The organism is Leifsonia sp. L25 (assembly GCF_050632895.1).
The window spans coordinates 1860143-1883205 of record NZ_JBODRZ010000003.1; the positions used below are offsets into that span (position 1 = coordinate 1860143).

General features: G+C 68.5%; 23 protein-coding genes and 1 tRNA gene. 14 read left to right on the forward strand and 10 right to left on the reverse strand.

Annotation, left to right across the window (positions count from 1 at the left end):
* Window positions 1-68 precede the first annotated feature (68 nt).
* From ACRAWC_RS13310 to ACRAWC_RS13330, 5 genes are all read left to right on the forward strand, one after another.
* Window positions 69-2033, forward strand: a complete 1965-nt coding sequence (locus ACRAWC_RS13310) for a glycoside hydrolase family 2 protein (protein ID WP_431348148.1) — start codon at window positions 69-71, stop codon at window positions 2031-2033.
* Window positions 2034-2067: 34 nt separating this feature from the next.
* Window positions 2068-3321 carry an ABC transporter substrate-binding protein gene (locus ACRAWC_RS13315; RefSeq protein ID WP_431348149.1) on the forward strand — a complete coding sequence of 418 codons (1254 nt, stop codon included), beginning with the start codon at window positions 2068-2070 and terminating at the stop codon, window positions 3319-3321.
* A 117-nt stretch (window positions 3322-3438) separates the two neighbouring features.
* Window positions 3439-4314 carry a carbohydrate ABC transporter permease gene (locus ACRAWC_RS13320; RefSeq protein WP_431348150.1) on the forward strand — a complete coding sequence of 292 codons (876 nt, stop codon included), beginning with the start codon at window positions 3439-3441 and terminating at the stop codon, window positions 4312-4314.
* Complete coding sequence (locus tag ACRAWC_RS13325; protein WP_431348151.1) at window positions 4311-5231, forward strand: carbohydrate ABC transporter permease; 921 nt, start codon at window positions 4311-4313, stop codon at window positions 5229-5231. The genes ACRAWC_RS13320 and ACRAWC_RS13325 overlap by 4 nt, the downstream gene beginning before the upstream one ends.
* A gap of 74 nt (window positions 5232-5305) precedes the next feature.
* Entirely contained in the window at window positions 5306-7654 is a 2349-nt protein-coding gene (locus ACRAWC_RS13330; RefSeq protein WP_431348152.1) for a family 16 glycoside hydrolase, read from the forward strand.
* Between the two features lie 111 nt (window positions 7655-7765).
* On the opposite strand, the gene ACRAWC_RS13335 is transcribed toward ACRAWC_RS13330, so the two are convergent.
* Entirely contained in the window at window positions 7766-8587 is an 822-nt protein-coding gene (locus ACRAWC_RS13335; protein WP_431348153.1) for an aldo/keto reductase, read from the reverse strand.
* Window positions 8588-8675: 88 nt separating this feature from the next.
* Between ACRAWC_RS13335 and ACRAWC_RS13340 the strand changes: the two genes are divergently transcribed.
* Window positions 8676-8819: a hypothetical protein gene (locus ACRAWC_RS13340; protein WP_431348154.1), complete on the forward strand. Its 144-nt coding sequence runs from the start codon at window positions 8676-8678 to the stop codon at window positions 8817-8819.
* A 12-nt stretch (window positions 8820-8831) separates the two neighbouring features.
* Here the strand turns inward: ACRAWC_RS13340 and ACRAWC_RS13345 are convergent, their stop codons facing one another.
* On the reverse strand, window positions 8832-9263 hold the full coding sequence (locus ACRAWC_RS13345) for a hypothetical protein (protein WP_431348155.1): 432 nt from the start codon (window positions 9261-9263) through the stop codon (window positions 8832-8834).
* A gap of 103 nt (window positions 9264-9366) precedes the next feature.
* The gene (locus ACRAWC_RS13350; protein WP_431348156.1) at window positions 9367-10416 is read right to left on the reverse strand and encodes a hypothetical protein; all 1050 of its coding nucleotides are present in this window, start codon (window positions 10414-10416) and stop codon (window positions 9367-9369) included.
* Window positions 10417-10832: 416 nt separating this feature from the next.
* On the opposite strand from ACRAWC_RS13350, the gene ACRAWC_RS13355 reads away from it, so the two are divergent.
* From ACRAWC_RS13355 to ACRAWC_RS13370, 4 genes are all read left to right on the forward strand, one after another.
* Window positions 10833-11318 (forward strand): hypothetical protein, encoded by a 486-nt coding sequence (locus ACRAWC_RS13355; protein WP_431348157.1) that lies wholly within the window; start codon window positions 10833-10835, stop codon window positions 11316-11318.
* Window positions 11319-11383: 65 nt separating this feature from the next.
* Entirely contained in the window at window positions 11384-11851 is a 468-nt protein-coding gene (locus tag ACRAWC_RS13360; protein WP_431348158.1) for a hypothetical protein, read from the forward strand.
* Between the two features lie 60 nt (window positions 11852-11911).
* Entirely contained in the window at window positions 11912-12397 is a 486-nt protein-coding gene (locus ACRAWC_RS13365; protein WP_431348159.1) for a hypothetical protein, read from the forward strand.
* A 336-nt stretch (window positions 12398-12733) separates the two neighbouring features.
* Complete coding sequence (locus tag ACRAWC_RS13370) at window positions 12734-12955, forward strand: hypothetical protein (protein ID WP_431348160.1); 222 nt, start codon at window positions 12734-12736, stop codon at window positions 12953-12955.
* Window positions 12956-12992: 37 nt separating this feature from the next.
* Here ACRAWC_RS13370 and ACRAWC_RS13375 read toward each other — a convergent pair whose 3' ends face one another.
* Window positions 12993-14759, reverse strand: coding sequence for a DEAD/DEAH box helicase (locus ACRAWC_RS13375; RefSeq protein ID WP_431349440.1), 1767 nt, complete (start codon window positions 14757-14759; stop codon window positions 12993-12995).
* 110 nt (window positions 14760-14869) lie between these two features.
* The gene (locus ACRAWC_RS13380; RefSeq protein WP_431349500.1) at window positions 14870-15205 is read right to left on the reverse strand and encodes a hypothetical protein; all 336 of its coding nucleotides are present in this window, start codon (window positions 15203-15205) and stop codon (window positions 14870-14872) included.
* A gap of 142 nt (window positions 15206-15347) precedes the next feature.
* Between ACRAWC_RS13380 and ACRAWC_RS13385 the strand changes: the two genes are divergently transcribed.
* On the forward strand, window positions 15348-15863 hold the full coding sequence (locus ACRAWC_RS13385) for a hypothetical protein (protein ID WP_431348161.1): 516 nt from the start codon (window positions 15348-15350) through the stop codon (window positions 15861-15863).
* Between the two features lie 107 nt (window positions 15864-15970).
* On the opposite strand, the gene ACRAWC_RS13390 is transcribed toward ACRAWC_RS13385, so the two are convergent.
* The 4 genes from ACRAWC_RS13390 to ACRAWC_RS13405 all read right to left on the reverse strand — a co-directional run bounded on the left by ACRAWC_RS13390 (window position 15971) and on the right by ACRAWC_RS13405 (window position 19884).
* Window positions 15971-17458, reverse strand: coding sequence for a glyceraldehyde-3-phosphate dehydrogenase (locus tag ACRAWC_RS13390; protein ID WP_431348162.1), 1488 nt, complete (start codon window positions 17456-17458; stop codon window positions 15971-15973).
* A gap of 176 nt (window positions 17459-17634) precedes the next feature.
* Window positions 17635-17940: a hypothetical protein gene (locus ACRAWC_RS13395; RefSeq protein WP_431348163.1), complete on the reverse strand. Its 306-nt coding sequence runs from the start codon at window positions 17938-17940 to the stop codon at window positions 17635-17637.
* 109 nt (window positions 17941-18049) lie between these two features.
* A complete protein-coding gene (locus ACRAWC_RS13400; RefSeq protein ID WP_431348164.1) occupies window positions 18050-19060 on the reverse strand; it encodes a DUF2207 family protein in 1011 nt (336 codons plus the stop codon).
* 134 nt (window positions 19061-19194) lie between these two features.
* The gene (locus tag ACRAWC_RS13405; protein ID WP_431348165.1) at window positions 19195-19884 is read right to left on the reverse strand and encodes a DUF2207 domain-containing protein; all 690 of its coding nucleotides are present in this window, start codon (window positions 19882-19884) and stop codon (window positions 19195-19197) included.
* 118 nt (window positions 19885-20002) lie between these two features.
* Here ACRAWC_RS13405 and ACRAWC_RS13410 point away from each other — a divergent pair, with 118 nt between their 5' ends.
* Entirely contained in the window at window positions 20003-20419 is a 417-nt protein-coding gene (locus ACRAWC_RS13410) for a hypothetical protein (protein WP_431348166.1), read from the forward strand.
* A gap of 82 nt (window positions 20420-20501) precedes the next feature.
* Here the strand turns inward: ACRAWC_RS13410 and ACRAWC_RS13415 are convergent.
* Window positions 20502-20575, reverse strand: a tRNA-Gly gene (locus ACRAWC_RS13415).
* Window positions 20576-20663: 88 nt separating this feature from the next.
* On the opposite strand from ACRAWC_RS13415, the gene ACRAWC_RS13420 reads away from it, so the two are divergent.
* Complete coding sequence (locus ACRAWC_RS13420) at window positions 20664-21575, forward strand: NAD-dependent epimerase/dehydratase family protein (protein WP_431348167.1); 912 nt, start codon at window positions 20664-20666, stop codon at window positions 21573-21575.
* A gap of 94 nt (window positions 21576-21669) precedes the next feature.
* A complete protein-coding gene (locus tag ACRAWC_RS13425; protein ID WP_431348168.1) occupies window positions 21670-22968 on the forward strand; it encodes an NAD(P)/FAD-dependent oxidoreductase in 1299 nt (432 codons plus the stop codon).
* Window positions 22969-23063: the final 95 nt, after the last annotated feature.

Consider the following 23063-nt stretch of genomic DNA (forward strand, 5'->3'; position numbering starts at 1 on the left):
GTCTGTGATTCCGAACATTTTCCAGAATGTGTTTGCATCGAGGCAAACCGCGCGCTAGCATCCTGATCGTGTCATTTGCATCGAGGGAAATCGAACAGGGCGGCAACGCTCCCGTCGCGCAGGCCGTGCCGCGCCCGGAGTACCCGCGCCCGCAGTTCGTGCGCGACCGCTGGCTGAACCTCAACGGCGTGTGGAGCTTCGGTTTCGGCGCCTCAGAGGTCGCGACGGAGGCCGCGGACACCGCAGCCCCGACCGCCTGGACCCTCGACAGCGACATCCTGGTCCCGTTCGCGCCCGAGTCGGAGCGCTCCGGCATCGCCAGCACGACGTTCCACCCCGCGGTCCGCTACCAGCGCACCGTCGCGGTCCCGGCCGACTGGGCCGACGACCGCCTCCTCCTCCACTTCGGCGCGGTCGACTTCGACACCACGGTCTGGGTGGACGACGTCGAGGTCGGCCGTCACCGTGGCGGCTTCACCCCGTTCACGATCGACATCACGGACGCGGTCGCGGCTGCCGCCAGCGACACCTTCACCCTCTCCGTCCTCGCCGAGGACGACCACCTCACCATCCAGGCGCGCGGCAAGCAGTCCCGCCGCCCCGAGAACTACGAAGCCTTCTACACACGCACGACCGGCATCTGGCAGACGGTCTGGCTCGAGCCCGTCTCCCCGGCGCACTTCGGCCGCCCGGTCATTCGCCCCGACCTCCCCTCGTCGTCGTTCGCGGTCGAGCTCGACATCGTCTCCCCCGCCGCCGGGCTCACCGCGCGGGTCGACATCAGCGACGCCGACGGCCTCGTCGCCACCCGCGAAGTGGAGGTGACGGCGCAGGTGAAGCCGGTGCTCACCCTCCCGATCCCCGCGGACCGCCTCCGCACCTGGTCGCCCGAAGACCCGCACCTCTACACCGTCCGCTTCACGATGCTCCGCGGCGGGACCGCGATCGACGTCCTCGACAGCTACGCCGGGATGCGGTCCGTCGCGATCGACGGCCGCCGCGTCCTCCTCAACGGCCGCCCGGTCTTCCAGCGGCTCGTCCTCGACCAGGGCTACTGGCCCGACACCCTCATGACCGCGCCGAGCGACGATGCCCTCGTGGCCGACATCGAGCTCGGGATGGCCGCCGGGTTCAACGGCGCCCGCCTCCACCAGAAGGTGTTCGAGGAGCGCTACCTCTTCCACGCCGACCGCCTCGGCTACCTGGTCTGGGGCGAGTTCGCCGACTGGGGCGCCAAGGTCGGCCCGGGCGGACCGCAGGAGCCGACGCTCTCGTTCGTCACCGAATGGGTGGAGGCGCTCACGCGCGACCTGTCCCACCCGTCGATCGTCGGCTGGTGCCCGCTCAACGAGACCTTCCAGCCGATGACCGACCGGCTGACCGTCCTGGACGACGCCACCAAGGCGCTCTACGCGGTCACCAAGGCGATCGACCCCACCCGTCCGGTGATCGACGCGTCCGGCTACTCGCACCGCGTGCCCGGCGCCGACATCTACGACTCGCACCTGTACGAGCAGGACCCGGACGTGTTCGCGCAGCGGATGGGAGGCCTCGCCGACGGCCGCCCCTACGTCAACACCGCGCTCGACGGCACCGAGTGGTCCGTCCCGTACGCCGGTCAGCCCTACTTCTGCAGCGAGTTCGGCGGGATCTGGTGGTCGGACAGCGACCGCACGGGCGACGACTCCTGGGGGTACGGCGAGGCGCCCCGCACCCGCGAGGAGTGGATCGACCGGTTCCGCCGGCTCGTGGACACGCTGCTCGACGACGCCGGCATGTTCGGCTACTGCTTCACCCAGCTCACGGACGTCTTCCAGGAGAAGAACGGCGTGCTCGACTTCCGCCGCGTGCCGAAGTTCGACCTCCGGCTCCTGCGCGACATCCAGTCGCGGCCGGCGGCCTACGAGCTCGACGACGTCCCTCCCTCGATCCCTGATCCGGGGAGGGCCAGGCTTCACAGCCCCGCACCACCCGTCCCGCACCAACCCCCGCACCACAACCCTGCACCACCCACTACGCAACGCACCACCTGACAACACCAGGCACCTCACAAAGGAGTGGACACCCATGCGCAAGAAACTGATCCTCGCCGCAGCCGCCATCTCGGCGGCGGCCCTGGCGCTCGCCGGCTGCTCGTCGGGAGGCGGCTCCAGCGACGGCAAGACCACGCTGACCGTCGTCGGATTCGAGGGCGGCGGCACCGAGCTCGCCGACATCCCCCAGATCAACGCCGATTTCCACAAGAAGTACCCGAACATCACGGTCGACTACAAGTACGTCGCCAACGGCGAGTACGACCAGTACAACAACACCCGCCTCGCCGCAGGCACCGCCGCCGACGTCCTCATGACGAACGCGACCCGCGTGCAGCAGTGGCAGAAGCAGGGCTACCTCGCCGACCTGAGCGACCAGTCGTGGGTGAAGCAGCTCCTCCCGAACGTCGCCCCGTTCGGCGCGATCAACGGCAAGACCTACGCCTTCACCCAGCAGAACATCCCGATCGGGATGTACGCGAACCTCGACATCCTGAAGAAGGCCGGCATCAGCCAGGTCCCGCAGACCTGGCCGGACTTCCTGGACGCGCTGCAGAAGCTGAAGGCCGCCGGCCAGCCGGGCCTGCTGCTCGCCGACCAGGGCGGCTGGACCAGCGAGCAGCTCTCGCTGGCGCTCGCCGCGAACCTGGTGGACGACAAGTGGGGCCAAGGCTACGACGAGGGCAAGACCAACTGGAACCCGTCCTTCGCGCCGGTCTTCGACCACATCAAGCAGCTGCTGACCTCGGGTGACGTCGACGGCAAGCTCATGAACGGCATCGAGCCGTTCAACACCGGCAACGCGGACTTCGCCGCCGGTAAGTGGGCCTTCACGATCATGGGCGCGTGGGAGCTGCAGAACTTCCAGCAGAACGCGAAGTTCGACTTCTCGCTCAACCCGTTCCCGGGCGGCGACGCGGGCAGCAGCCCCTACGGCGTGACCTTCGTCGGCTCCGGCTGGGGCGTCAACGCGGCGAGCCAGCACACCGACGCGGCGAAGAAGTACGTGGCGTTCATGGCCGATCCTGCCAACGACAGCCGCTACCTGGCCGCGGAGAACTCCTTCACCACGCTGAAGAACGTACCGAGCCCGACCATGGAGAAGGCGAGCGCCTACGTGGACGCCTTCAACGCAGGCCACTCGCAGGTGTCGCCGATCGAGTACCTCCACTTCCCCACCTACGAGCAGGAGTTCTGGAAGGTCGGCACCTCGCTCTTCAACGACCCGTCGCAGTCGACGAGCACGCTCCTGAAGCAGCTCGACCAGACGATCCCGAAGACGAAGTAGGCGCCGCCGAAGTCGTCACCACCGTCCCGGCCGGGGAGCGCGCACGCCTCCCTGGCCGGGAATCCACGCACCACCGCTCCACCGCACCCGCACCACCCAGCCCCGAAAGGCGATCCCATGCAAATCCGTGGCCGTTCCGCGATGGTGCTGATCGCGCCGGCAGCCCTCATCTTCGCCGTGTTCGTGATCTATCCGCTGATCCGCGGCGTGCAGCTCAGCTTCACCGACGCGATCGGGCCGAGCGGCGGCAACTTCGTCGGGCTGAAGAACTACCTGCACGCGCTGTCGGACCCGACCGTGCTGCACGCGCTCGGCAACACCATCGTCTACACGATCGTGGTGGTGATCGTGCAGAACGGCCTCGCCCTCCTCGTCGCCTTCTGGCTGTTCAAGCTGGAGCGCGTGCGGAACTTCGTCCGCGCCGGCCTGCTGCTGCCCGCGATGATGGCGTTCGTCGCCGTCGGCTACCTGTGGTCGTACATGTACTCGCCGCTCGGAGGTCCGATCGACGACGTCATGAACGCCCTCGGCCTCCACGGGCTCGAGCCGATCTGGCTGGGCGACCCGCACACCGCGCTGATGTCGATCGCGGCCATCTACATCTGGATGTTCCTCGGCTACACCGCCACGATCTACCTCGCAAACTACATGGCGATCGACCCGGCCCTGATCGAGGCCGCGAACCTGGACGGCGCCGCGGGCTGGCGCCGGTTCTGGAGCATCGACTGGCGGCTGCTCGCGCCGTCCTTCACGATCAACATCACGCTCAGCGTCATCGGTTCGCTGCGCGTGTTCGACCTGCCGTTCATCATGACGCAGGGCGCCCCCGAGGACGCGACGCAGACGCTGAGCCTCGTCATCTACAACAACAGCTTCGCGAACTACCAGTTCGCCTACGGCACGACGCTCGCCGTCCTGCTGCTGATCCTCACGATCGTCGTGGGCGTCACGCAGGCGACGCTGCTGCGCCGACGGGAGGCCGACCTCGCATGACCGCACTCATCAGCCAGGAGACCGAGGCGCCAGCCGGCCGCCCGACCACGTCCGACGAGCCGGCCCCACGGGCCCCGCGCTTCCGCTCCCGCCGCTTCCGCACCCGCGCGTCGACGGTCATCGCCTCCGTCGTCCTGCTCGCCTTCACGGCCGTGGTCCTCACGCCGATCTGGGTGCTCGTCATGGTGTCGCTGCACCACGGGAACACGTCGCCGTCGAACCCGTTCGCGCTCCCGGCGCCGATCGACTTCCAGAACTACGTCACCGCGTTCCAGAACATGCACTACCTGCGCAGCGTCGGGAACACGCTCATCATCACCCTCGCGACCGCCGTCGTCACGGTGTTCGCGGCTTCCCTCGCGGCCTGGGCGATCGTGCGGCACACGCGTCGCTGGACGCGGACGCTGTACCAGATCTTCGTCTCCGGCCTCACCATCCCGATCTTCGTCGTGCTCACCCCGCTGTACGAGGTGATGCAGAAGCTCCACCTGCTGGACAGCTACATCGGCATCGTGCTCGCGTACACCGCGACGATCATGCCGTTCGCAGTGTTCTTCTTCGCCGGCTTCCTGCGCACCGTGCCGCCGGAGCTGGAGCAGGCCGCAGCCGTCGACGGCGCCGGGCTGATCCGCACCTACTGGAGGATCGTCTTCCCGCTGCTGCGTCCGGCGACGGCGACCCTGGCGATCTTCGTCATCCTGCAGGTCTGGAACGACCTCATCCTCCCGCTCGTACTGCTGTCGTCCGACGACAAGCAGACCGTCACGCTCGCCGTCTACGCGACCATCGGGACGCACACGATGAGCCCGGAGCAGTTGCTGCCGACGCTCGTGCTGGGCGTGCTGCCGCTGTTCATCGTCTTCCTCGCACTGCAGCGCTACGTCGTCGCGGGGATCGCGGTCGGGGCCGGGAAGTAGGCGTGTAACCGATCCAGCTCCACCCGCTCCACCCCGCTCCACATGTTCCACCCAACGGAAACAGGAGGTCGACAATGCAGTCACTCGTACACCGTCCGCTCGTGGCCAGGGTCGCGGCGCTCGCCGCCGCGGTCCTCGCGATCGCCGTCGCGTTCGTCGCCGGCGTCGCCGCGCCGGCGCACGCCAACAGTCCGGGCACGAGTATGTACACGTCCACGTCGTCCAACGACTTCCTGGCGTACAGCAGGGTGATCCGGCTGGCCCACAGCGGCTCGGCGAACGGCACCCTGCTGGGGACGTTCGAGCACGCGGACAAGAGCGGCGCGGCCACCTCGTTCGTCATCAGGCAGAGCACGGACGACGGCGCGACCTGGTCGACGAAGTCGAGCCTGGGCGACCCGCTGACCGGCACCGGCCATCCCTCGTCTCAGATGTGGCAGCCGTTCCTCTACGAGTTCCCGCAGACGCTCGGCGCCTATCCGGCCGGCACCCTCCTCCTCGTCGGCAACGTCGCGCCGACCACGAACACCAGCACCACCTTCGTGGAGTGGCGCAGCACCGACGACGGAGCCACCTGGACCTACGTCTCGGCGTTCCAGGCCGGCGGAGGCGAGGGCACCGGGATCTGGGAGCCCTTCCTCGCGCTCGACTCGTCCGGCAAGCTGAACTGCTACTTCTCCGACGAGCGACAGAGCGGCACCTACAGCCAGAAGCTCGCCCACATCGTCTCCACCGACGGCGGTGTCGCCTGGAGCGCCAACGCGGACGGCTCGACGCGCGTGGCGCCCGGCGAGGTGAACGACGTGGCGAGCACCACCCAGTCCGACCGGCCGGGGATGGCGACCGTCGCAGTGAGCACGTCCGGCACGTATGTCATGGCGTACGAGGTGTGCGGTCCGGCGTTCAACTGCGTCGCACGGGTGAAGTCCTCGACCACGGGCGACACCTGGGGGTCGGGCCCGACCGATCTCGGCACGACCGCGACGACGACCGACGGCAGGCAGCTCTTCCACTCGCCGTACATCGCGTGGAGCCCGGCCGGCGGCGGCGAGTTCCTCCTCGCCGGCCAGACCGAATCGGGAGGCTCGGAGGGCGGCCAGGTGATCTTCGTCAACTCGTCCTCGAACGCGACCGGCGCGTGGTCGTGGATCCCGGCGCCCGTCGCGACGACCGGCTCCGCCTCGAACTGCAGCGTGGACTACAGCCCCGACCTCCTCGTCTCGGCGTCGGGTCAGTCCGTCCGCTACACGGCGCCCTCCGCGATCGGGCCGAACGGCTGCGAGGAGGTCACCGGCCAGACCAACGCGGGTGTCCTCCCGTTCCGATCGACGTTCAGCGGCGGCGACGCCGGCTGGGTCGACTACAACGGCTGCTGGTCCACCTCGGGCGACGTCTACGCGGAGACCTGCGGCGGGACCGCCGGCCCGAAGGCGGTGGCCGGCTCCACCGCGTGGACCGACTACACCGTCCAGGGCGACGTGCGGATCGACTCGGGCACCCAGGCCGGCCTCCTGCTCAGGGTCTCGAACCCGTCCGCCGGGACCGACGCGCTCAAGGGCTACTACCTCGGCATCACCACGACCGGGCTGGTGCTCGGCCGCGAGAGCTCCGGGTGGACGTCGCTGTCGAGCGCGAGCCTCCCCGGCGGCGTGACGACCGGAGCCTGGTACCACCTGGTGGCGCAGGCGTCGGGGTGCACGTTCACCGTCAGTGCGGTACCCGTGGGGAGCACGGCCGCGCCGACCGCCTTCACGTACACCGACGGCGGCTGCACGCTGACGTCCGGCGCGATCGGCGTCCGCGACCAGGGCAGCACCGCGTCGTTCCGTAACGTCACGGTCACCGCCGGAGCCACGGCCTCCACCGCGGTCTCCCCGTATGCGGCGCCGTTCGCGAGCGGCACGGCGTCGGGCTGGACCACCTATGGGGGCACCTGGGCGACCACCGCGTCGACGGAGACGTACGCCGACTCGGCCGGCGGCTCGGGCGACAAGAGCGTCGCCGGGTCGACATCCTGGGGCAACTACTCCCTCACCGGAGACGTCCGACTCGACAGTCTCGGGTCCAACGCCAACGCGGGCTTCATCGTGCGGGTGACGAACCCCGCGGTCGGGGCCGACGCGCTCGACGGCTACTACGCGGGCGTCACTCCGACCGGCCTGGTGCTGGGCCGGGAGATGAACAACTGGACGCAGCTCGCCTCGGCCACGCTGCCGGTGTCGCTGCCGACCGGCGCCTGGTACCACCTGACCGTGGAGGCTGTCGGCTGCACGATCACGGTGACCGGCCAGCCGGCCGACGGCGGGTCGATCGTGTCGGCCAGTGCGGTGGACAGCGGATGCTCGCTGGGCAGCGGGGCGATCGGCGTGCGGACGTACAACGCGGGCGCGACCTGGAAGGACGTCGCGGTCACCCCGCGCTGACCTCCCCGCCGCCGGCCGCCCACCGCCGAAGGGCACGTTATCGCCCCTCCGGCGCCCTCTGAGGGGCGTTAGCGTGCCCCTTGGCGACAGCGGCGGTTGTGGTGGCGGTGGTCAGCGGTCGCGCGAGCCGAGGGCGTCGAGCGCTGCCATGTCCTCCACGCTCAGCTCGAAGTCCAGGTCGGCGTTCTCCGCGATCCGGTGTTGCGTCGTGGACTTCGGCAGCGGGAGGACGTTCTTCTGCAGCAGGTAGCGCAGGCTCACCTGCGCGCCGGTCCTGCCGTACTTCTCGGCGATCAGCTCGATGTCCTCGTCCCCGATCAGCCGCCCGGTCGCGAGCGGCGAGTATCCCTCGACGAGGATGCCGCGCTCCTGGCAGTACGTCGTCGTCTCCGGCTGGGTGTGCCCGACGAACCAGCGGATCTGGTCGACGTGCGGCACGACGCTGGTCCCGGCGATCAGCGACTCCAGGTCGGCCACGACAAAGTTGCTCACCCCGATCGAGCGCGTCCGGCCCTCGTCGTACAGCTCCTCGAACACCTTCCACACCTCGATGTTGCCGGCGCGGTGATCGCTGCCCTGGTGGTTCCACGGCCACGGCGCGTGGATGAGGTACAGGTCGATCGGTCCGAGATCCAGGAGCTCGGACGACCGGTCGAAAGCGTGGCGCGCGCCTGCGGCATCTTTCACCTCGGCGGGGCACTTGGTCGTGATGAAGACCTCCTCGCGTGGGACGCCGCTGTCGCGCACCGCCCGTCCGACGCTCGCCTCGTTGCCGTACGCGCGCGCTGTGTCGATGTGCCGGTAGCCGGCGTCGAGCGCCGTTCGCACCGAGTCGTAGGTGAGCGGGCCGTCCGGGATCTGCCACGTGCCGAACCCGACCTTCGGGATCTCGACGCCGTTGGACAGGGCGAATGTGTCGGTGAGGACGGGCATGGGTGGGCTCCTTTCGATGGGCGGATGCGGGTCATGGTAGCCCCTCCGTCGTTGCCATCGGCTCCCGGCCGTCGCGTCGTTCGGGGACATGGCGCAGATGTTCCGGCGGTTCGCCGAGACGCCCGCGTACCAGGCCGACTTCGCGACGACCCGGGCGCTCGACCCGGAACTGCTGGACCTGAACGCGTGGCTGGCGCAGTCGGGGTGGAGGCCGGGAAGCGATCGCGGCTGACAGCCCCTCGCGTCACCCGATTGCGGCCCAGTTGCTGAACGTGCCGCCGGCGACCGATTGCCCGCTGCCGATGACGGTCCCGTCCGCGGCGTTCGCGTAGACGACGAGTTGACCGGTCAAGGTCTGTTTCGCGGTGAGCGCGGTTGCGGCGAGTGCGGTGCTGCCGATGTTCGGCCATCCCGCGGAGGTGGGTTGCCCGGGTGCCAGGACGGTTCCCCATCCGGTCTTGTCCGTCGCGGCGACGTAGATGGCATTGGTCCCGTTCGAGAGCGGAACCAGGGCGGGTGTCGACCCGAACGCCTTCGCACCGTACCCGTAGTTCACCCAGCCTCCGAACGGTCTGCCGCCAGCGGGTTGCGTGAGGCCCCGGAGGGTCCCGCCGGCGACGGCGTAGAGGCCGATGCGCTGGTCCGCGCTGATCGTGGCCGTCGGCTCGGACTGCATTCCGCTGTTACCGGAGGTCCCGACAGCGCCCCAGGGGAGAAAGTGCTCCCGGCGACGGATTGGCCGGAGCCGTAGATGCGTCCATCGGAGCCGCGCGAGTAGATCACGAGTCTGCCGTCCGCGGTCTGTGCGGGCGCCGGACGGAGTCCGAGGATGGTGGCGGCGCCGATCTGCTGCCAGCTGCCGAAATCGCGGCCGACAGCCGTCTGACCGACGCCGGAGGCACCCCCGACCCCGTCGTGGCGTAGAGGACGATCAGTCCTGACGTGAGGATGATCACGGCGGGATCGCTGGCGATACCGCCACCGTTGAGGCCGATCGGGCGCCACGGTGCGAAGGTCCCACCGGGCATCGACTGCCCGGTGCCGACGATGGTGCCGGCGGTGGTGCGCGCGTAGGCCACGATGAGGCCCGCGCTCGTCCGTGCGACAGCGGGCCGGCCGACGATCGTGCCGATCTGCCCACCGATCAGCTGCCAGCCGCCGAAGACGCCACCGGCGGACTGCTGAGCGGTGCCCCACAGGTTGCCGTCACCGCGGATCGTGTAAAGCGCGATCTGATTGCTCGGCAGGATCAATGGGGACACGCCATTGGCCACCGGCAGGGACGGGCCGACGGGCCCGGCGGATATGTTCAGCGGCCGGTTGTGATCGCGGAAATCGATGTGCTGGTGGTTACAGTCGTTCGGCCCATCAAAGCGACGGATGACATCGCCGTATCCATTCCCGTCACAGTTCTTCTCGGCCCACACTCCGTTGGCCTCCGTCGGCGCGAATTGCGCAATGAACTGCAACAAGGGCACCGTCTGAGAAGCGCCGCTGATCAGCCTTCCGGAGTAGCCGTTGATATCGACTCCGTGTGTCGGTGACGGGCAGTGATTAGCGCTCGGATACTTCTTGCAGTTGTCGGAGTGCTCTAGGCAGTTGCGGTTCAGATCGCTGAGGGTGACCTGGCCGAACTTCTTGGTGATGATGAGGACGGACTGCAGCGCGCGCAGGTCGACATCGCAGCCCGCTTCGACGCGATTCTGGGCAATCGGGAGAATCTGCCTGGACCAGATTCCCGTATAGGGGCCAACCGATAGCTTCTTCTGGTTGTACAGCTCCACAAGCTGCTGAGCGACGCCTGTTTCGAGGTCGGAATGCCCGCACACGCGGGGTCCGCGCACACCGGTGCGGCCCTATCCCGACCAGGCGTTTCTTCCGGCCCGTCCACTTCCGGGCGGATGGATGACGCGGGACTCCCGTCCGATTCCTCCGGATCGACCGCCTCCGTCGAGGGCGGATCGGTGGCTTCCTCCTGAGGATTCGTTGGAGGCCCGATCGGGTCCGTGAGAGCTCCGGTCGACCACGCGCCGGAAGGCGGATGGGCCCCGTCCTCCGCGCCGGAGAACGAGCTCGATTCTGCGACCGCGGCCGATGTTGAGACGAAAGTCAAGCTCACGATAACTGCGAACACTGCTGTTGATGACGTAACCCTATGAAATTTCACCCGTGAAAGCTAGCCTTAAACACCGCAGCTTACATGGTGCTAGCGTTATTACCTCGTGCTTTAATACCTGGAGGATCTGTGCTCAGAATAGGAACGCCGCTCGTCGCCGCGGCTCTTGCCGCAACCGTTCTGCTTGCCGGTTGTGCGAACAGCGGCGCGGCGACAGAGGCGGCAATCCCGAAGCCATCGTTGTCGGCGACATCGCCACCAGCCTCGACGCCCACTCCGTCGACCGAGGTGGGCGGCGATGTGTCTGACGACGCAGTGGAGGACATGGACGCGGGCCGGCCTCAGGCGTTCGCGGCGTGCCAGGCGATCCATGAAAGGGACGGCATTCCCATACCGACACTGACCGAAGCGGCGATGCACGCAAACGCCGCCGCCGAGATCAACCCCCGTTGGGGCGACCTCGCGGAAGCCATCGCGGGGATGCGGGACTATTCCGCGAGGTACGAGGGCGTGGCCGATCGCCCCAGCGACGAGGCGCTCCAGTTCGACGCCGACTTCCAGGCCATGGAGAAGCTTTGCTACGACCTGCTCGGGACGACCGTCTTCACCCCCTAGGCCGAACGCGACCCACCGCACGGATATTGTTCGCGTTTTCTCGTCGTGCTGAAGGATCCCTCCCAATGAAAGTCATATTCTCGGCGGTCGTCGTTCTCGCCGCCACCGTCCTGCTCGCGGGCTGTGCGAGCAACGGTGCGGCGACAGACGCAGCAAACCCGAAGCCGACGTCGGCCTCGACGCAGACCCCCGCCCAGCCGACAGAGGTGGGTAGCGAGGTTCCCGACGGCGAAATGGAGGACGTGGACGCGGGCCGCCCTCGGGCGTTGGAAGCGTGTCGAGTGATCCACGACAAGGGCGACATCCCCATACCAACACTGACGGATGCGGCGGCACACGCAAGCGCGGCCGCCGAGGTGAACCCGCGCTGGAACGAGCTGGCGGACGCAATCGTGGGGATGCGGGACTACTCCGCGAAGCACGAAGGCGTGACCGATCGCCCGGACGATGAGGCGCTCCAGTTCCACACCGACTCGCTGACCATGCAGGATCTGTGCCGCGACCTACTCGGGACGACCGTCTTCAGCCCCTAGGCCGAACGCGGCCTACCGCATGGAAATTGTCCGCGTTGTGCTTTAGCACCTGGAGGATGTGTGCTCAGAACAGGAACGTCCCTGGTTGCCGCGGCTCTTGCCGCAGCCGTGCTGCTTGCCGGTTGTGCGAACAGCGGCGCGGTGACAGGGCCGGGAACCCCGAAAGCAGCGTTGTCCGGGACTCCGGCACCGACTTCGACGCCAACGCCCTCGACTGCGGCGCGCGACGACATCGCCGACGACGCAGTGGAGGACACGGACGCGGGCCGACCTCAGGCGTTCGCGGCGTGCCAGCTGATCCATGAAAGGGACGGCATTCCCATACCGACACTGACCGAAGCGGCGGTGCACGCAAACGCCGCCGCCGAGATCAACCCCCGCTGGGGCGACCTTGCGGACGCCATCGTCGGGATGCGGGACTATTCCGCGAGGCACGAGGGTGTGGCCGATCTCCCCCGCGATGAGTCGCTCCAGTTCGCCGCCGATTCGGAGGCTATGGAGAAGCTGTGCTACGACCTGCTCGGGACGACCGTCTTCACCCCGTAGGCCGAACGCGACCCACTACACGGAAATTGTTCGCGTCGCTCGTCGTCCTGGAGGATCCATTCCTATGAAAGTCACATCGTCTGTGCTCGCCGCTTTCATCGCGGTAGCCCTGCTCGCAGGTTGCGCGAGCGATAATGCGGCGAAAGGCGGGGGCCCTCCGAAGCCGGCGCCGTCCGCGACGTCCACCGCGCCGACCTCTCCCTCAACGCCGACGGCCGCTCCGGAGGCGGACCAGGGGCGTCCGCTACGACCGCCCCGGAGGCGGACCGTGGACGATCGGAGGCCTTGTCTGCGTGCCGGGTCATCCATGACGAGGACTGCCCGGGCATATCCCAGATGAAGAGGGCGGCGCCGCTGGCGCAGAAGGCTGCCGAACTCAGCTCCCGCTGGGGTGACCTCGCGTCGGCGATGGCCGGGCTGCGGGACTACGTGATCACATACGACCCGGATGTCACCGTCGACATCGACCAGGCCGACTGGCATCGATCGGTGACGGATTGGGAGACCATCGAGGCCGAATGCTTCGACCTGCTCGGGACCACCGTGCTCACGCCGTAGCCCGCCCGCGGTCGCCGGGTTGGCGGGGTCTGCGGCCTCAGCGGTGCCGCGGCTTGCGCGCCGGCCGGTCGTCGCGGTCGTTCCGGTCGTCCCGTCCGCGGCGCTGCTCGCGCGGCCGCCGCTCCTCCCACTGCCCCCGCTCGCGCCGGGCGCCGGCCCCGCGGTCCGGCCGGATCTCGATCAGCTTCCCGCTGATCCTGGTGCCCTCCAGCCGCGACAGGGTGTCCGAAGGGAGGTCCGCAGGCAACTCCACGAGCGAGAAGTCCGGCATGATCCGGATGTGGCCGAAGTCCTCGCGGCTGAGGCCTCCCTCGTTGGCGAGGGCGCCGACGATCTGGCGCGGCTCCACCTTCTGCCGCTTGCCGACCTCGATCCGGTACGCCGCCATCGGCTTGTCGCTGCGCTCGCGCCGCGAACCCCGCTCGCCGCGCCCGCCGCGGTCGTCTCGTCCGGCGGAGCGGTCGGAGCGGGTGTCCCGCCCATCCCGCTCCACGCTTCGAGCCAAGGCGTCGTCCTCGTCCAGCAGCAGCGGCTCGTCCCCCTGCGCGACGACCGCGAGCGCCGCCGCGACGTCCGTCTCCGGCACGTCGTGGTGCTCCACGTAGTGCCCGATGATGTCGCGGAACCGGGTGATCCGCTCGACCTGCGCCAGCGCCGAGGTGATCGCGTCGTCGAAGCGGGCCAGGCGGGTGACGTTGATGTCGTCCACGCTCGGCAGCTGCATCTGCGTGAGCGGCTGGCGGGTCGCCTTCTCGATGGCCGTCAGCAGGCGCCGCTCGCGCGGGGTGACGAAGCTGATCGCCGCGCCGCTGCGTCCGGCGCGGCCGGTGCGGCCGATGCGGTGGACGTACGATTCGGTGTCGACCGGGATGTCGAAGTTGACGACGTGGCTGATCCGCTCGACGTCGAGACCACGCGCCGCGACGTCGGTGGCGACCAGGATGTCGAGCTTGCCCGATTTGAGCTGGTCGACCGTCCGCTCGCGCTGCGCCTGGGCGACGTCGCCGTTGATCGCCGCCGCCGAGTAGCCGCGGGCCCGCAGCCGCTCGGCGAGCGTCTCGGTCTCGTTCTTGGTGCGGACGAAGACGATCATCCCCTCGAAGTTCTCGACCTCGAGGATGCGGGTGAGCGCGTCCACCTTCTGCGGGTACGACACGACCAGGTAGCGCTGCGTGATGTTGGGGGAGGTGGTGGTCTTGGTCTTGACCGTCACCTCTTCGGGATCGTGGAGGTACTTCTTGGAGATGCGGCGGATCTGCGCGGGCATCGTCGCCGAGAACAGCGCCACCTGCTTGTCGTCCGGGGTGTCGGCGAGGATGGTCTCCACGTCCTCCGCGAACCCCATCTTCAGCATCTCGTCGGCCTCGTCGAGCACGAGGTAACGGAGCTCGGAGAGGTCGAGCGTCCCCTTGTCGAGGTGGTCCATGATCCGGCCCGGGGTGCCGACGACGATGTGGACGCCGCGTCGCAGCGCCGAGAGCTGCACGCCGTAGCCCTGGCCGCCGTACACCGGCAGCAGGTGGACGCCGCGCATGTGGGCGGCGTAGCTCTCGAAGGCCTCAGCGACCTGGAGGGCGAGCTCGCGGGTCGGCGCGAGGACGAGCGCCTGCGGGATCTTCTGCGACAGGTCGAGCCGGGACAGGATCGGGAGGGCGAACGCCGCCGTCTTGCCCGTGCCGGTCTGGGCCAGCCCGACCACGTCGCGGCCCTCCAGCAGCAGCGGGATGGTCGCCGCCTGGATGGCAGACGGGGTCTCGTAGCCGACGTCTTTCAGTGCCTTCAGGACGTGCGGGTCGAGGCCCAGGTCGGAGAAGGTGAGGGAGGCCTCCGTCTCGGCGGCGTCTCCAGTGGGGGCTCCACCGGCCTCGGGCTCGGTCGTGTCGGTCGTCTCGGCGGGGTCGTTCTCGGGCGTGCTCACCCTTGAACGGTAGTCGCCCCCTCCAACAAGCGCACCTCCGCGCGCGGCGGGACGACCGCGGGACGTGTTCCCGCCATCCGCTCCAGCACCCGGACGACCTGGCAGGAGTACCCGTATTCGTTGTCGTACCAGACGTAGAGCACGAGGTTCGTCCCGTCGCCTCTTGCTTGCGGCGGAGGCGTCGTTGCTCGGTGACCGAGTGGCGCGGCGGGTGATTTGACGGCGAGGCCGAACGGTGCGGCGTGGTTGCCGCCTCCGGGTTCGGTCGCTACGTCCAGGCGTCGTTGATCGCCGGTGACCAGGTAGTCGTCGCCGGTCGCCTCCGCGTCCACGCGACCACCGCGATGGAATCATCGGCGACAGCCGTGCTCAACGCGGGGGCGCGCTGATTGCCCGACGTGCGCAGACCATCCGATACGTTCTCTCCGATGTTGCATGCCAGATGCAGCACTTATGCAAGAGGGAGCGGAGCTCATGCGGATCGGGTTCTCTTTGGTGTCTGTTGGTGCTGTTGCAGTGTTGATGACTGCGGGGGCGGGGGCCGCGGTTGCGGATGAAGGGTTGACTCCTGACTCGGCCCCTTCGGTCGTGGCAACAGACTCGGGATACGTTGACCAGCTTGAGAAGCTCGTCGGAACGCAGAGTGAAGAGGAAATCGAGGCGATCGAGAACCTTCCTGGCCCGGTGCAGCTGCTTGTGGATTCCGAGACCGGGGAGACCTTGGCCGCTATCCCCGAGCAGACCACGCTGTCGCGCGCCCTCACGATCGTTGGGCCCGGGTGCTCGACAACGAGCATGTGCTTGAAGAACAGCGTCCCCAACGGCTACCAGGGCACCGGTTCTTTGTCCGGGTCCTGGAAAGGGGTGACCCAGGTCGCCACCGGAGATAGGGCTGGGACGTTCACCTGGAACGGCATCAACAACTCGTGGGCTGCTAAGCCCACGCTCAACCTGACCGGCGGCGTGACAGTGACTAAAATCTCTCGCTGATAGTGGCGCCATCGCAGGTGCGGCGGCGCGGGGCAGGGCGCCGCTGACCAATGTCCTGGAGGCCGCCGAACGGGCGCAGGCTGCCGGTCGCGGGTAGGTCCGTGCCCTTACGGTGTCGCCCCCTCCAGCAAGCGCACCTCCGCGCGCGGCGGGACGACCGCGGGATGTGTTCCCGCCATCCGCTCCAGCACCCGGACGACCTGGCAGGAGTACCCGTATTCGTTGTCGTACCAGACGTAGAGCACGAGGTTCGTCCCGTCGGCGATGGTGGCGAGGCCGTCCACGATTCCGGCGCGGTGGGAGCCGACGAAGTCGCTGGAGACGACCTCGGGGGACTCCACGTAGTCGATCTGCTGGCGCAGTCTGGAGTGCAGCGACACCCGGCGCAGGTAGTCGTTGACCTGTTCCTTCGTCGCCGGTCGCTCCAGCGTCAGGTTGAGGATGGCGAGCGACACGTCCGGCGTGGGGACGCGGATGCTCGAGCCGGTGAGCTTGCCCGCGAGCGACGGCAGCGCCTTGGCGACCGCTTTCGCCGCCCCGGTCTCGGTGATGACCATGTTGAGCACCGCGGACCTGCCGCGCCGGTCGCCCTTGTGGAAGTTGTCGGTGAGGTTCTGGTCGTTGGTGAACGAGTGCACGGTCTCCACGTGCCCGCGGACGATGCCGTACGCGTCCTCCAGCGCCTTGAGCACCGGGGTGATCGCGTTGGTCGTGCAGGAGGCCGCCGAGACGATGCGGTCGTCCTCGCCGATGGTGTCGTCGTTGATCCCGTGGACGATGTTCTTGAGCGGTGACTTTCCGGGTGCCGTGAGCAGGACCCGCGCCACGCCCGGGCTGGCCAGGTGCTGCGCGAGGCCGGACTCGTCGCGCCAGCGGCCGGTGTTGTCGACGACGATCGCGTCGCGGATGCCGTAGGCGCTGTAGTCCACGTTCGTCGGATCGTCCGAGTAGATGACCTGGATGCGCGTCCCGTTGGCGACCAGCACGTCGTGCTCGGCGTCGACCGTGACGGACCCGGGGAACGGCCCGTGCACCGAGTCGCGGGCGAGGAGGCTGGCGCGCTTGTCCAGGTCGTTGTCCGAGCCGCGACGGACGACGATCGCTCGCAGGCGCAGCCCGTTGCCGTTGCCGGCGTGGTTGATGAGGATGCGTGCGAGCAGCCTCCCGATGCGTCCGAAGCCGTAGAGCACCACGTCGGTCGGTCCTGCCGCGTACGTGGAGTGCGCGCTGTCGAGCTCGGCCCGCACCCGGGCCTCCACGTCGGCGTCGTCCATCCCGCGCACCGACATGGCGAGCCGCGCGACGTCGATGGAGGCCGGCGAGGGCGCGATCCCGAGCAGTGCGGTGAGGACAGTGGACGTCTCCAGCAGGGTCAGCTCCTCGTGCCCGAGTTCGCGGGCGCGGTCGTGCACCGAGATGACCCCGGTGGCGGACAGATTGATGAGCCGCTGGCCGTGGATGGAGGTGACGACGCCGTGGTCGCGGTAGAGGCGCCCGATGAGCGGGATGAGCTGCTCGGCCTGCACCTCCCGTGCGACCCACGCGGCGCGGTGTGACTCGAAGGCGTGCGGGTGGTCGGTGTTGAAGGTGGTCACGCTCGGTACTCTGGGCCCTTCCGCGTCGGATGAACGCGTCTGTTCGTTCGGCTGCGGAGGTCGCCCGCACTGCGAACGTAGCGGGCGAATGTCGATTCTTCGCGCAGTCGAGACCCGAAAGATCCCACGATCTTTCGCTTCCGGCAAGAAGCGCGCGGTTCTCCTGCGCGGGAACCCTAGAACTTGTCGGGCGAGTCGATCTTCTCCCCGGCCAGCACCTGCGGCGGCGCGCTGGTGTCGCCACCGACGGACGCGATGAAGCTCTGGAGTTCCGGGGCGGCGAAGAACGTGCGGAACGCGTCCTGCGTCTCCCACTCGTCCATGATGACCACGAAGCCGTCGCCGACGGCGAACTGATGGTGCAGCGCGCCGGCCGCGCGGGCGCGATCCGCGATGTCCCGGTACTCGGCTGCGCGAGTGCTGAGGGAGTTCGTGAAGGCGTCGGTATCGCCCGTGAACTTGGTTGCGATGAGAACAGACATAAGGGTTACCTCCTGCGGTCTCCCCCGGATCGGTGCCGATGCTAGCAGCGGGGTGGAGTGGCGGCAACGGGGTCCACCGGGTCCGCCCGTCGCGCGTGACGAGGGAGCGCTAGACCCCTCCGCCTCCGCCTCCGCCGCCTCCGCCGCCGGAGAATCCGCCGCCCCCGGTCCCGCCGGACGAGGAGCTGCTCGTCATGGTCGTGCTGGAGGAGATCCCGCCGATCAGCTGCGAGAGCACGGCCGCGTTGAAAGCGGTCTGACCCGCGTACCAGGTCGGCGTCTCCCCGGCTTGCTCGTAGAACCGCCCGAGCTCGGCCAACCACTTCTTCTCGTCGCCGAACAGTACGGCCCAGGGCAGGAGCCGCTCGTTCAGGCTCAGCATCTCGCGCGGGTCGTCCACCGCGACCGGCACGCGCTCGGCGCCCTGCGGCGACTGGAGATAGCGGATGCGGTCGGCCTCGGCGAGGTGCACATACATCCGGAGGCCGTCCACGTACTCGCGGAGGGCGGTGCCGGTGGCGGTGAGGGGAGAGCGGGAGACGAGGACCGCGGTCGCCCCGAAGAGCAGGACGGACCCGATGAGGAAGGCGACGGGCAGCGCGCCTCCGTAGACGCCGACGACGCAGAGAATCGAGCCGACGACCGCGAGCGCGGTCGCGGCGAGCCCTGTGAAGATGACCGCCCGGACCGGGCCGTGTGGGCCCGTGGCGCGGTAGCCGGAGTCGGCGGCATCCTTGTGGACCTGTTTGACCAGCGACTGGATGGCACGGGCGACCCGTGTGTTGGACGAGCCGAGCTCCAGCGTCGCACCGGGGGTGAGCGGCTCACCGAACAGCGCGTGGAGGAAGCGCAGCTCGCTCGGCGTCGGGTGCGGATCCCGCAACGCCTGCCTCCCGGTCGCCTCGGTCGAGACGAACTCGAGCGTGTAGCGCGGACGGCCGAAGAACCCGGTGGACTCGAGCACGCGGACCCTGCCTGCCACCGCGAGGTCGAGCGTCTGCGCCGCGACCGCCTTCTTGCCGAGGCCGCTGACGTCCGCCGTGACCAGCAGCCCCTCCTTCGGCGGCACGTACTCGGGGACGATCGTGCCGCGTCCAGGGGCGTCGCGCAGCAGGCGCACGCGCACGACGATCCCGCCGATCAGGGCAAGGACGACGAGCAGCAGACCCCCGGCCGCCGCGTAGCCCCAGCCGGTGTCGAACAGCCCGTCGGCGCGCGACGTGAAAGTGCCCCGCGCGAACCCGATCGCGAAAGTCAGATTCTCCCCGGACCGAGCTGATCGGCCGAGAATCGGAACCCGTCGCCCGTGCGCTCGACGGTGGCCTTCTGGGTCGACCCCTGCACGCCCCGGTACGCGGACGCCTCGCCGTGCAGAGCGTCGGACAGCCCGGCGCCGAGGTGCACGGTCGCCGTGACGCGATCGAAGGGCTGCGCCCAGGCGGTCCCGTTGGTGTCCCAATAGAACTCGTCGTTCCCGGTGTCGGGGAAGTACCGTGTGACGTTCGTCTGCCGGTAGGTGATGATGTAGGTCTGGTCGCCGTGGACGAAGTGGTCCGCCGCGATCGTCAGCGTGCGGACTCCGCTATTGGATGCGATGGTGTATGCGCGCGGAGCGCCGTTCTGATCTGTGACTGACACCAGCTGCAGGTCGGTCGGATGCCCGTCGTAGTCCTCGACCAGCTCCCGCCGGATGCCGTGATTCTGGTCGATCTGTGGGAAGCGGGCGACCAGGGTCTCCACGGTGGTGAGGGTGGAGTGGCCCGCCGCGTCGCGGCTGAGGTGGTAGTCGCCGTCGAAGCTCGCGAAGGTGAAGTCGTCGACGCCGGTGGGGGTGGTGGCCGGTGCGTGCGCGGGGTGGGCCTGCGCGGGCGCAGCGCTTGCGCTCGGGCTTGCGCCGGCGACGCCGACGATCGTCGCGACCGCGGACAGTGCGACTGTGACCATCGCGCGGAGCAGCCTCCCGCGGCGACCGCATGGCCGCGAGCCTCGGCCGTGCACCTTCGCCTGCTCCCGCTGTCGCGAACCGCTCATCCTGATCGACACTCGTCTAGCGTGTCATGTCGTGGGGGAGTCGAGTGGTTCTCCGCACCTCGCGCCCGACCGCGACGAGTTCGCGCGGCTGATCTGGCACACCGCCTCCCCGCGCTGGGAGTTCGCCGAGCCGACGTTCCAGCGCACCGCCGCGTCGTTCGCCAACCCCGACCACATCGAGATCGTCATCCACAACTACCGGTGGCGACTCGGCCTGGCGGACGGGGAGGCGACCCACGCCGAACTCGAGGAGCAGCTCGCCGCGGGAATGAAGCCGACGCCGCGGACATCAGGCGACGGGAAGGGCAAAGCGAATGCTCGGGGAAGCGAGGAGGCGGACCGCGCGGCCCGCGAGGAGTTGCTCGCGTTCATCGGCCGGACGACGGGGGTGGATCGCAGGTGTGGGTGTTGCCGAGCCCGAGCGGACTCAACGCGCACGCGACCCTGACAGATCCGGCTGAGGCGTACCGGGAGGTCGCGGTGGCCGCGGGATCGACAGTTCAAAGCCCAACTGGCTCAAGAAGTCACAATGGAGCGAGTGACGGGAATCGAACCCGCGCTATCAGCTTGGGAAGCTGAAGTTCTACCATTGAACTACACTCGCGTGGCCTGCAATCCCAGGTAAACACTGGGAAGTAAGGCTGCGGCCCAGACTACCCGCTCAATGGTTTTTGGCCAAACTCAGGCGGCTGGTGGTGGTCGGACTGCGCCGAGAGGTCTGCTCGTATGGTGGGTGCATGCGAATTCTGATCACCGGTGGTGGAGGCAATGTCGGCCGTGGATTGACTGGACCGCTCCTTGCGGCGGGGCACGAATTGGTTGTGTCGGACATCGTCCGGCCGGCCTGGCTGGCGGGTCACCCTGACGTCGAGTTCCACCAGGTGGATGTTCAGATCGGTGTCGGCCTCGAACGGGCCGCGGAGGGTTGCGACGTGATCGTGCACACTCCGGCGTGGCATGGCATCCACACCGGCGTGCGGACCGAGGTGGACTTCTGGCGACTCAATGTCGACGGGACGATGTGGATGACGCAGGCGGCTGTGGCGACCGGCGCCCGGGTGCTCTTCCTGTCGTCGCAGGCGTGGCACGACCACTACGACAAATACGGTTTCACCAAGCGCATGGGCGAGGAACTGCTCGCTTACCAGCACCGGCGCGCCGGCCTCTCCTATGTAGCCCTCCGGCCGGCCGCGTTCACGCCGTGGGAGGGCGATTGGCCGCAGGAGTACGGGGCGCGGCTGCTCGGCATCGGTGTGGACCGCAGGGACGTTCTCCAAGCTGCGCTGCGCAGTATCGACTACCTCTCTCGCACGCCTGATGCGGACCTGATCGTCGACGCAGTGCGCGCGAACGTATTCAGCGCGGACGACATCGAGGGTTGGGAGGCGGACCCGATTGGGGCCGCGGAGCGGATCTTCCCCGGCGCGCGCGATGTCGTGGAGCGATTCGGGCTGGACATCTCAGCGACGCCCCACCTGCAGCCGTCCTCGGGGTGGGCGGAGATCGGCTACCAGCCCGAGCATCACTTCGGCACCTTCCTGGCGGAGATCAGCGGGATGGACGTGAATGAGGCGAGAGATCTCCCCTGCGATTACCGAGCTTGACCGAAGGGGCGATCGGAGCCCGCCGAGATTCTAAAAAGTAATTCTTGACAAAAGAAGCGGTCGTTTCTACGCTCGGAATATCGAGGAGGCGACCATGTCACTGATGAGCGAAGGCGACGGCCGGGAGCCGGTGTTACAGCCGGTCGAAGGGCCTCGGAACACGATCGATGACATCGTGATCGTAGGGGCGGCGCTCGCGGGTGCGACCGCCGCCAAGACCTTGCGGGAGGAGGGCTACGACGGCCGCCTCCGGTTGTTCGGCGCCGAGCAGCACGCCCCTTACGTGCGTCCTCCGCTCTCCAAGGGATACCTGGCAGGTGACGACGAGCGCTCCAGCATCGACGTGCTCGAGCCGTCCTGGTACCGCGATAACGACGTCGAGTTGCACCTCGGAACGCGGATCGGCGAGCTCGACCCGAGCGGGGCGGTCACCACGGAGGCGGGGCGGCGATACCGGTTCGATCGCGCGCTGCTGGCGACAGGCTCCGTCCCGCGCCGGCTGCCGATCCCGGGTGCCGATCTGGATGGGGTGCTCTCCCTGCGCACGGTGGATGACAGCGACCGTCTGCGCGCGAGCTTGAGCGGTGGCGGCATGCGGCTGGTACTCATCGGATCGGGCTGGATCGGAATGGAGGTCGCTGCGACCGCGCGCACCCTCGGGAACGACGTCACGATCCTCGAACGGGACCCGATCCCGCTCGCCGTCGCGCTCGGAGACGACCTGGGCCGATTCTTCGCCGCCCTGCACGAACAGCACGGTGTCGACATCCGGACGTCCGTGAATGTGGAGGCCATCGTCGGCGCCGACGGCCGCGCCACCGGTGTCCGGCTGGCCGACGGCCAGGTCTTCCCGGCCGATCTGGTCCTCGTCGGAGTAGGAGCCGTCCCCGCGGTCGAGCTGGCCCAGGCTGCGGGACTCGCCGTCGACAACGGAGTCCTGGCCGACCCGGCCCTCCGCACAAGCGCCCCAGCGGTCTTCGCTGCTGGTGATATCGCGAACGCCCTGCACCCGCTCATCGACCGGCGGCTGCGCAGCGAGCACTGGGCGAACGCCATCGACGGTGGCGCGGCGGCGGCGAAGGCCATGCTCGGGAAACCGTCGGTGCACGACGCCGTCCCGTACTTCTACACCGACCAGTTCGACCTCGGGATGGAGTACGCCGGTTTCGCACCGCTCACCCGCGACGCCGAACTCGTCTACCGAGGCGACCCGGCCACGGGCGAGTTCATCGCCTTCTGGGTCCGCGACTCCCGCGTGGTCGCGGGTATGAACGTGAACGTCTGGGACGTCAACGACGACATCAAGGCACTCGTCGCCGCCGGCACCCCACTGCGCCTGGACGAGTTGCGCGACACCGATGTGCCGCTCCCGGACGTGAGCCGAGCAGCGTAGCGCGAGATCCATCCGCCACGCCGCCCTCGTTCCACTGGGAAGGCCCCCGGCGGGTCGAGCCCGGATGTTCACCGCGAAGCGCGAAGCGGTTCACC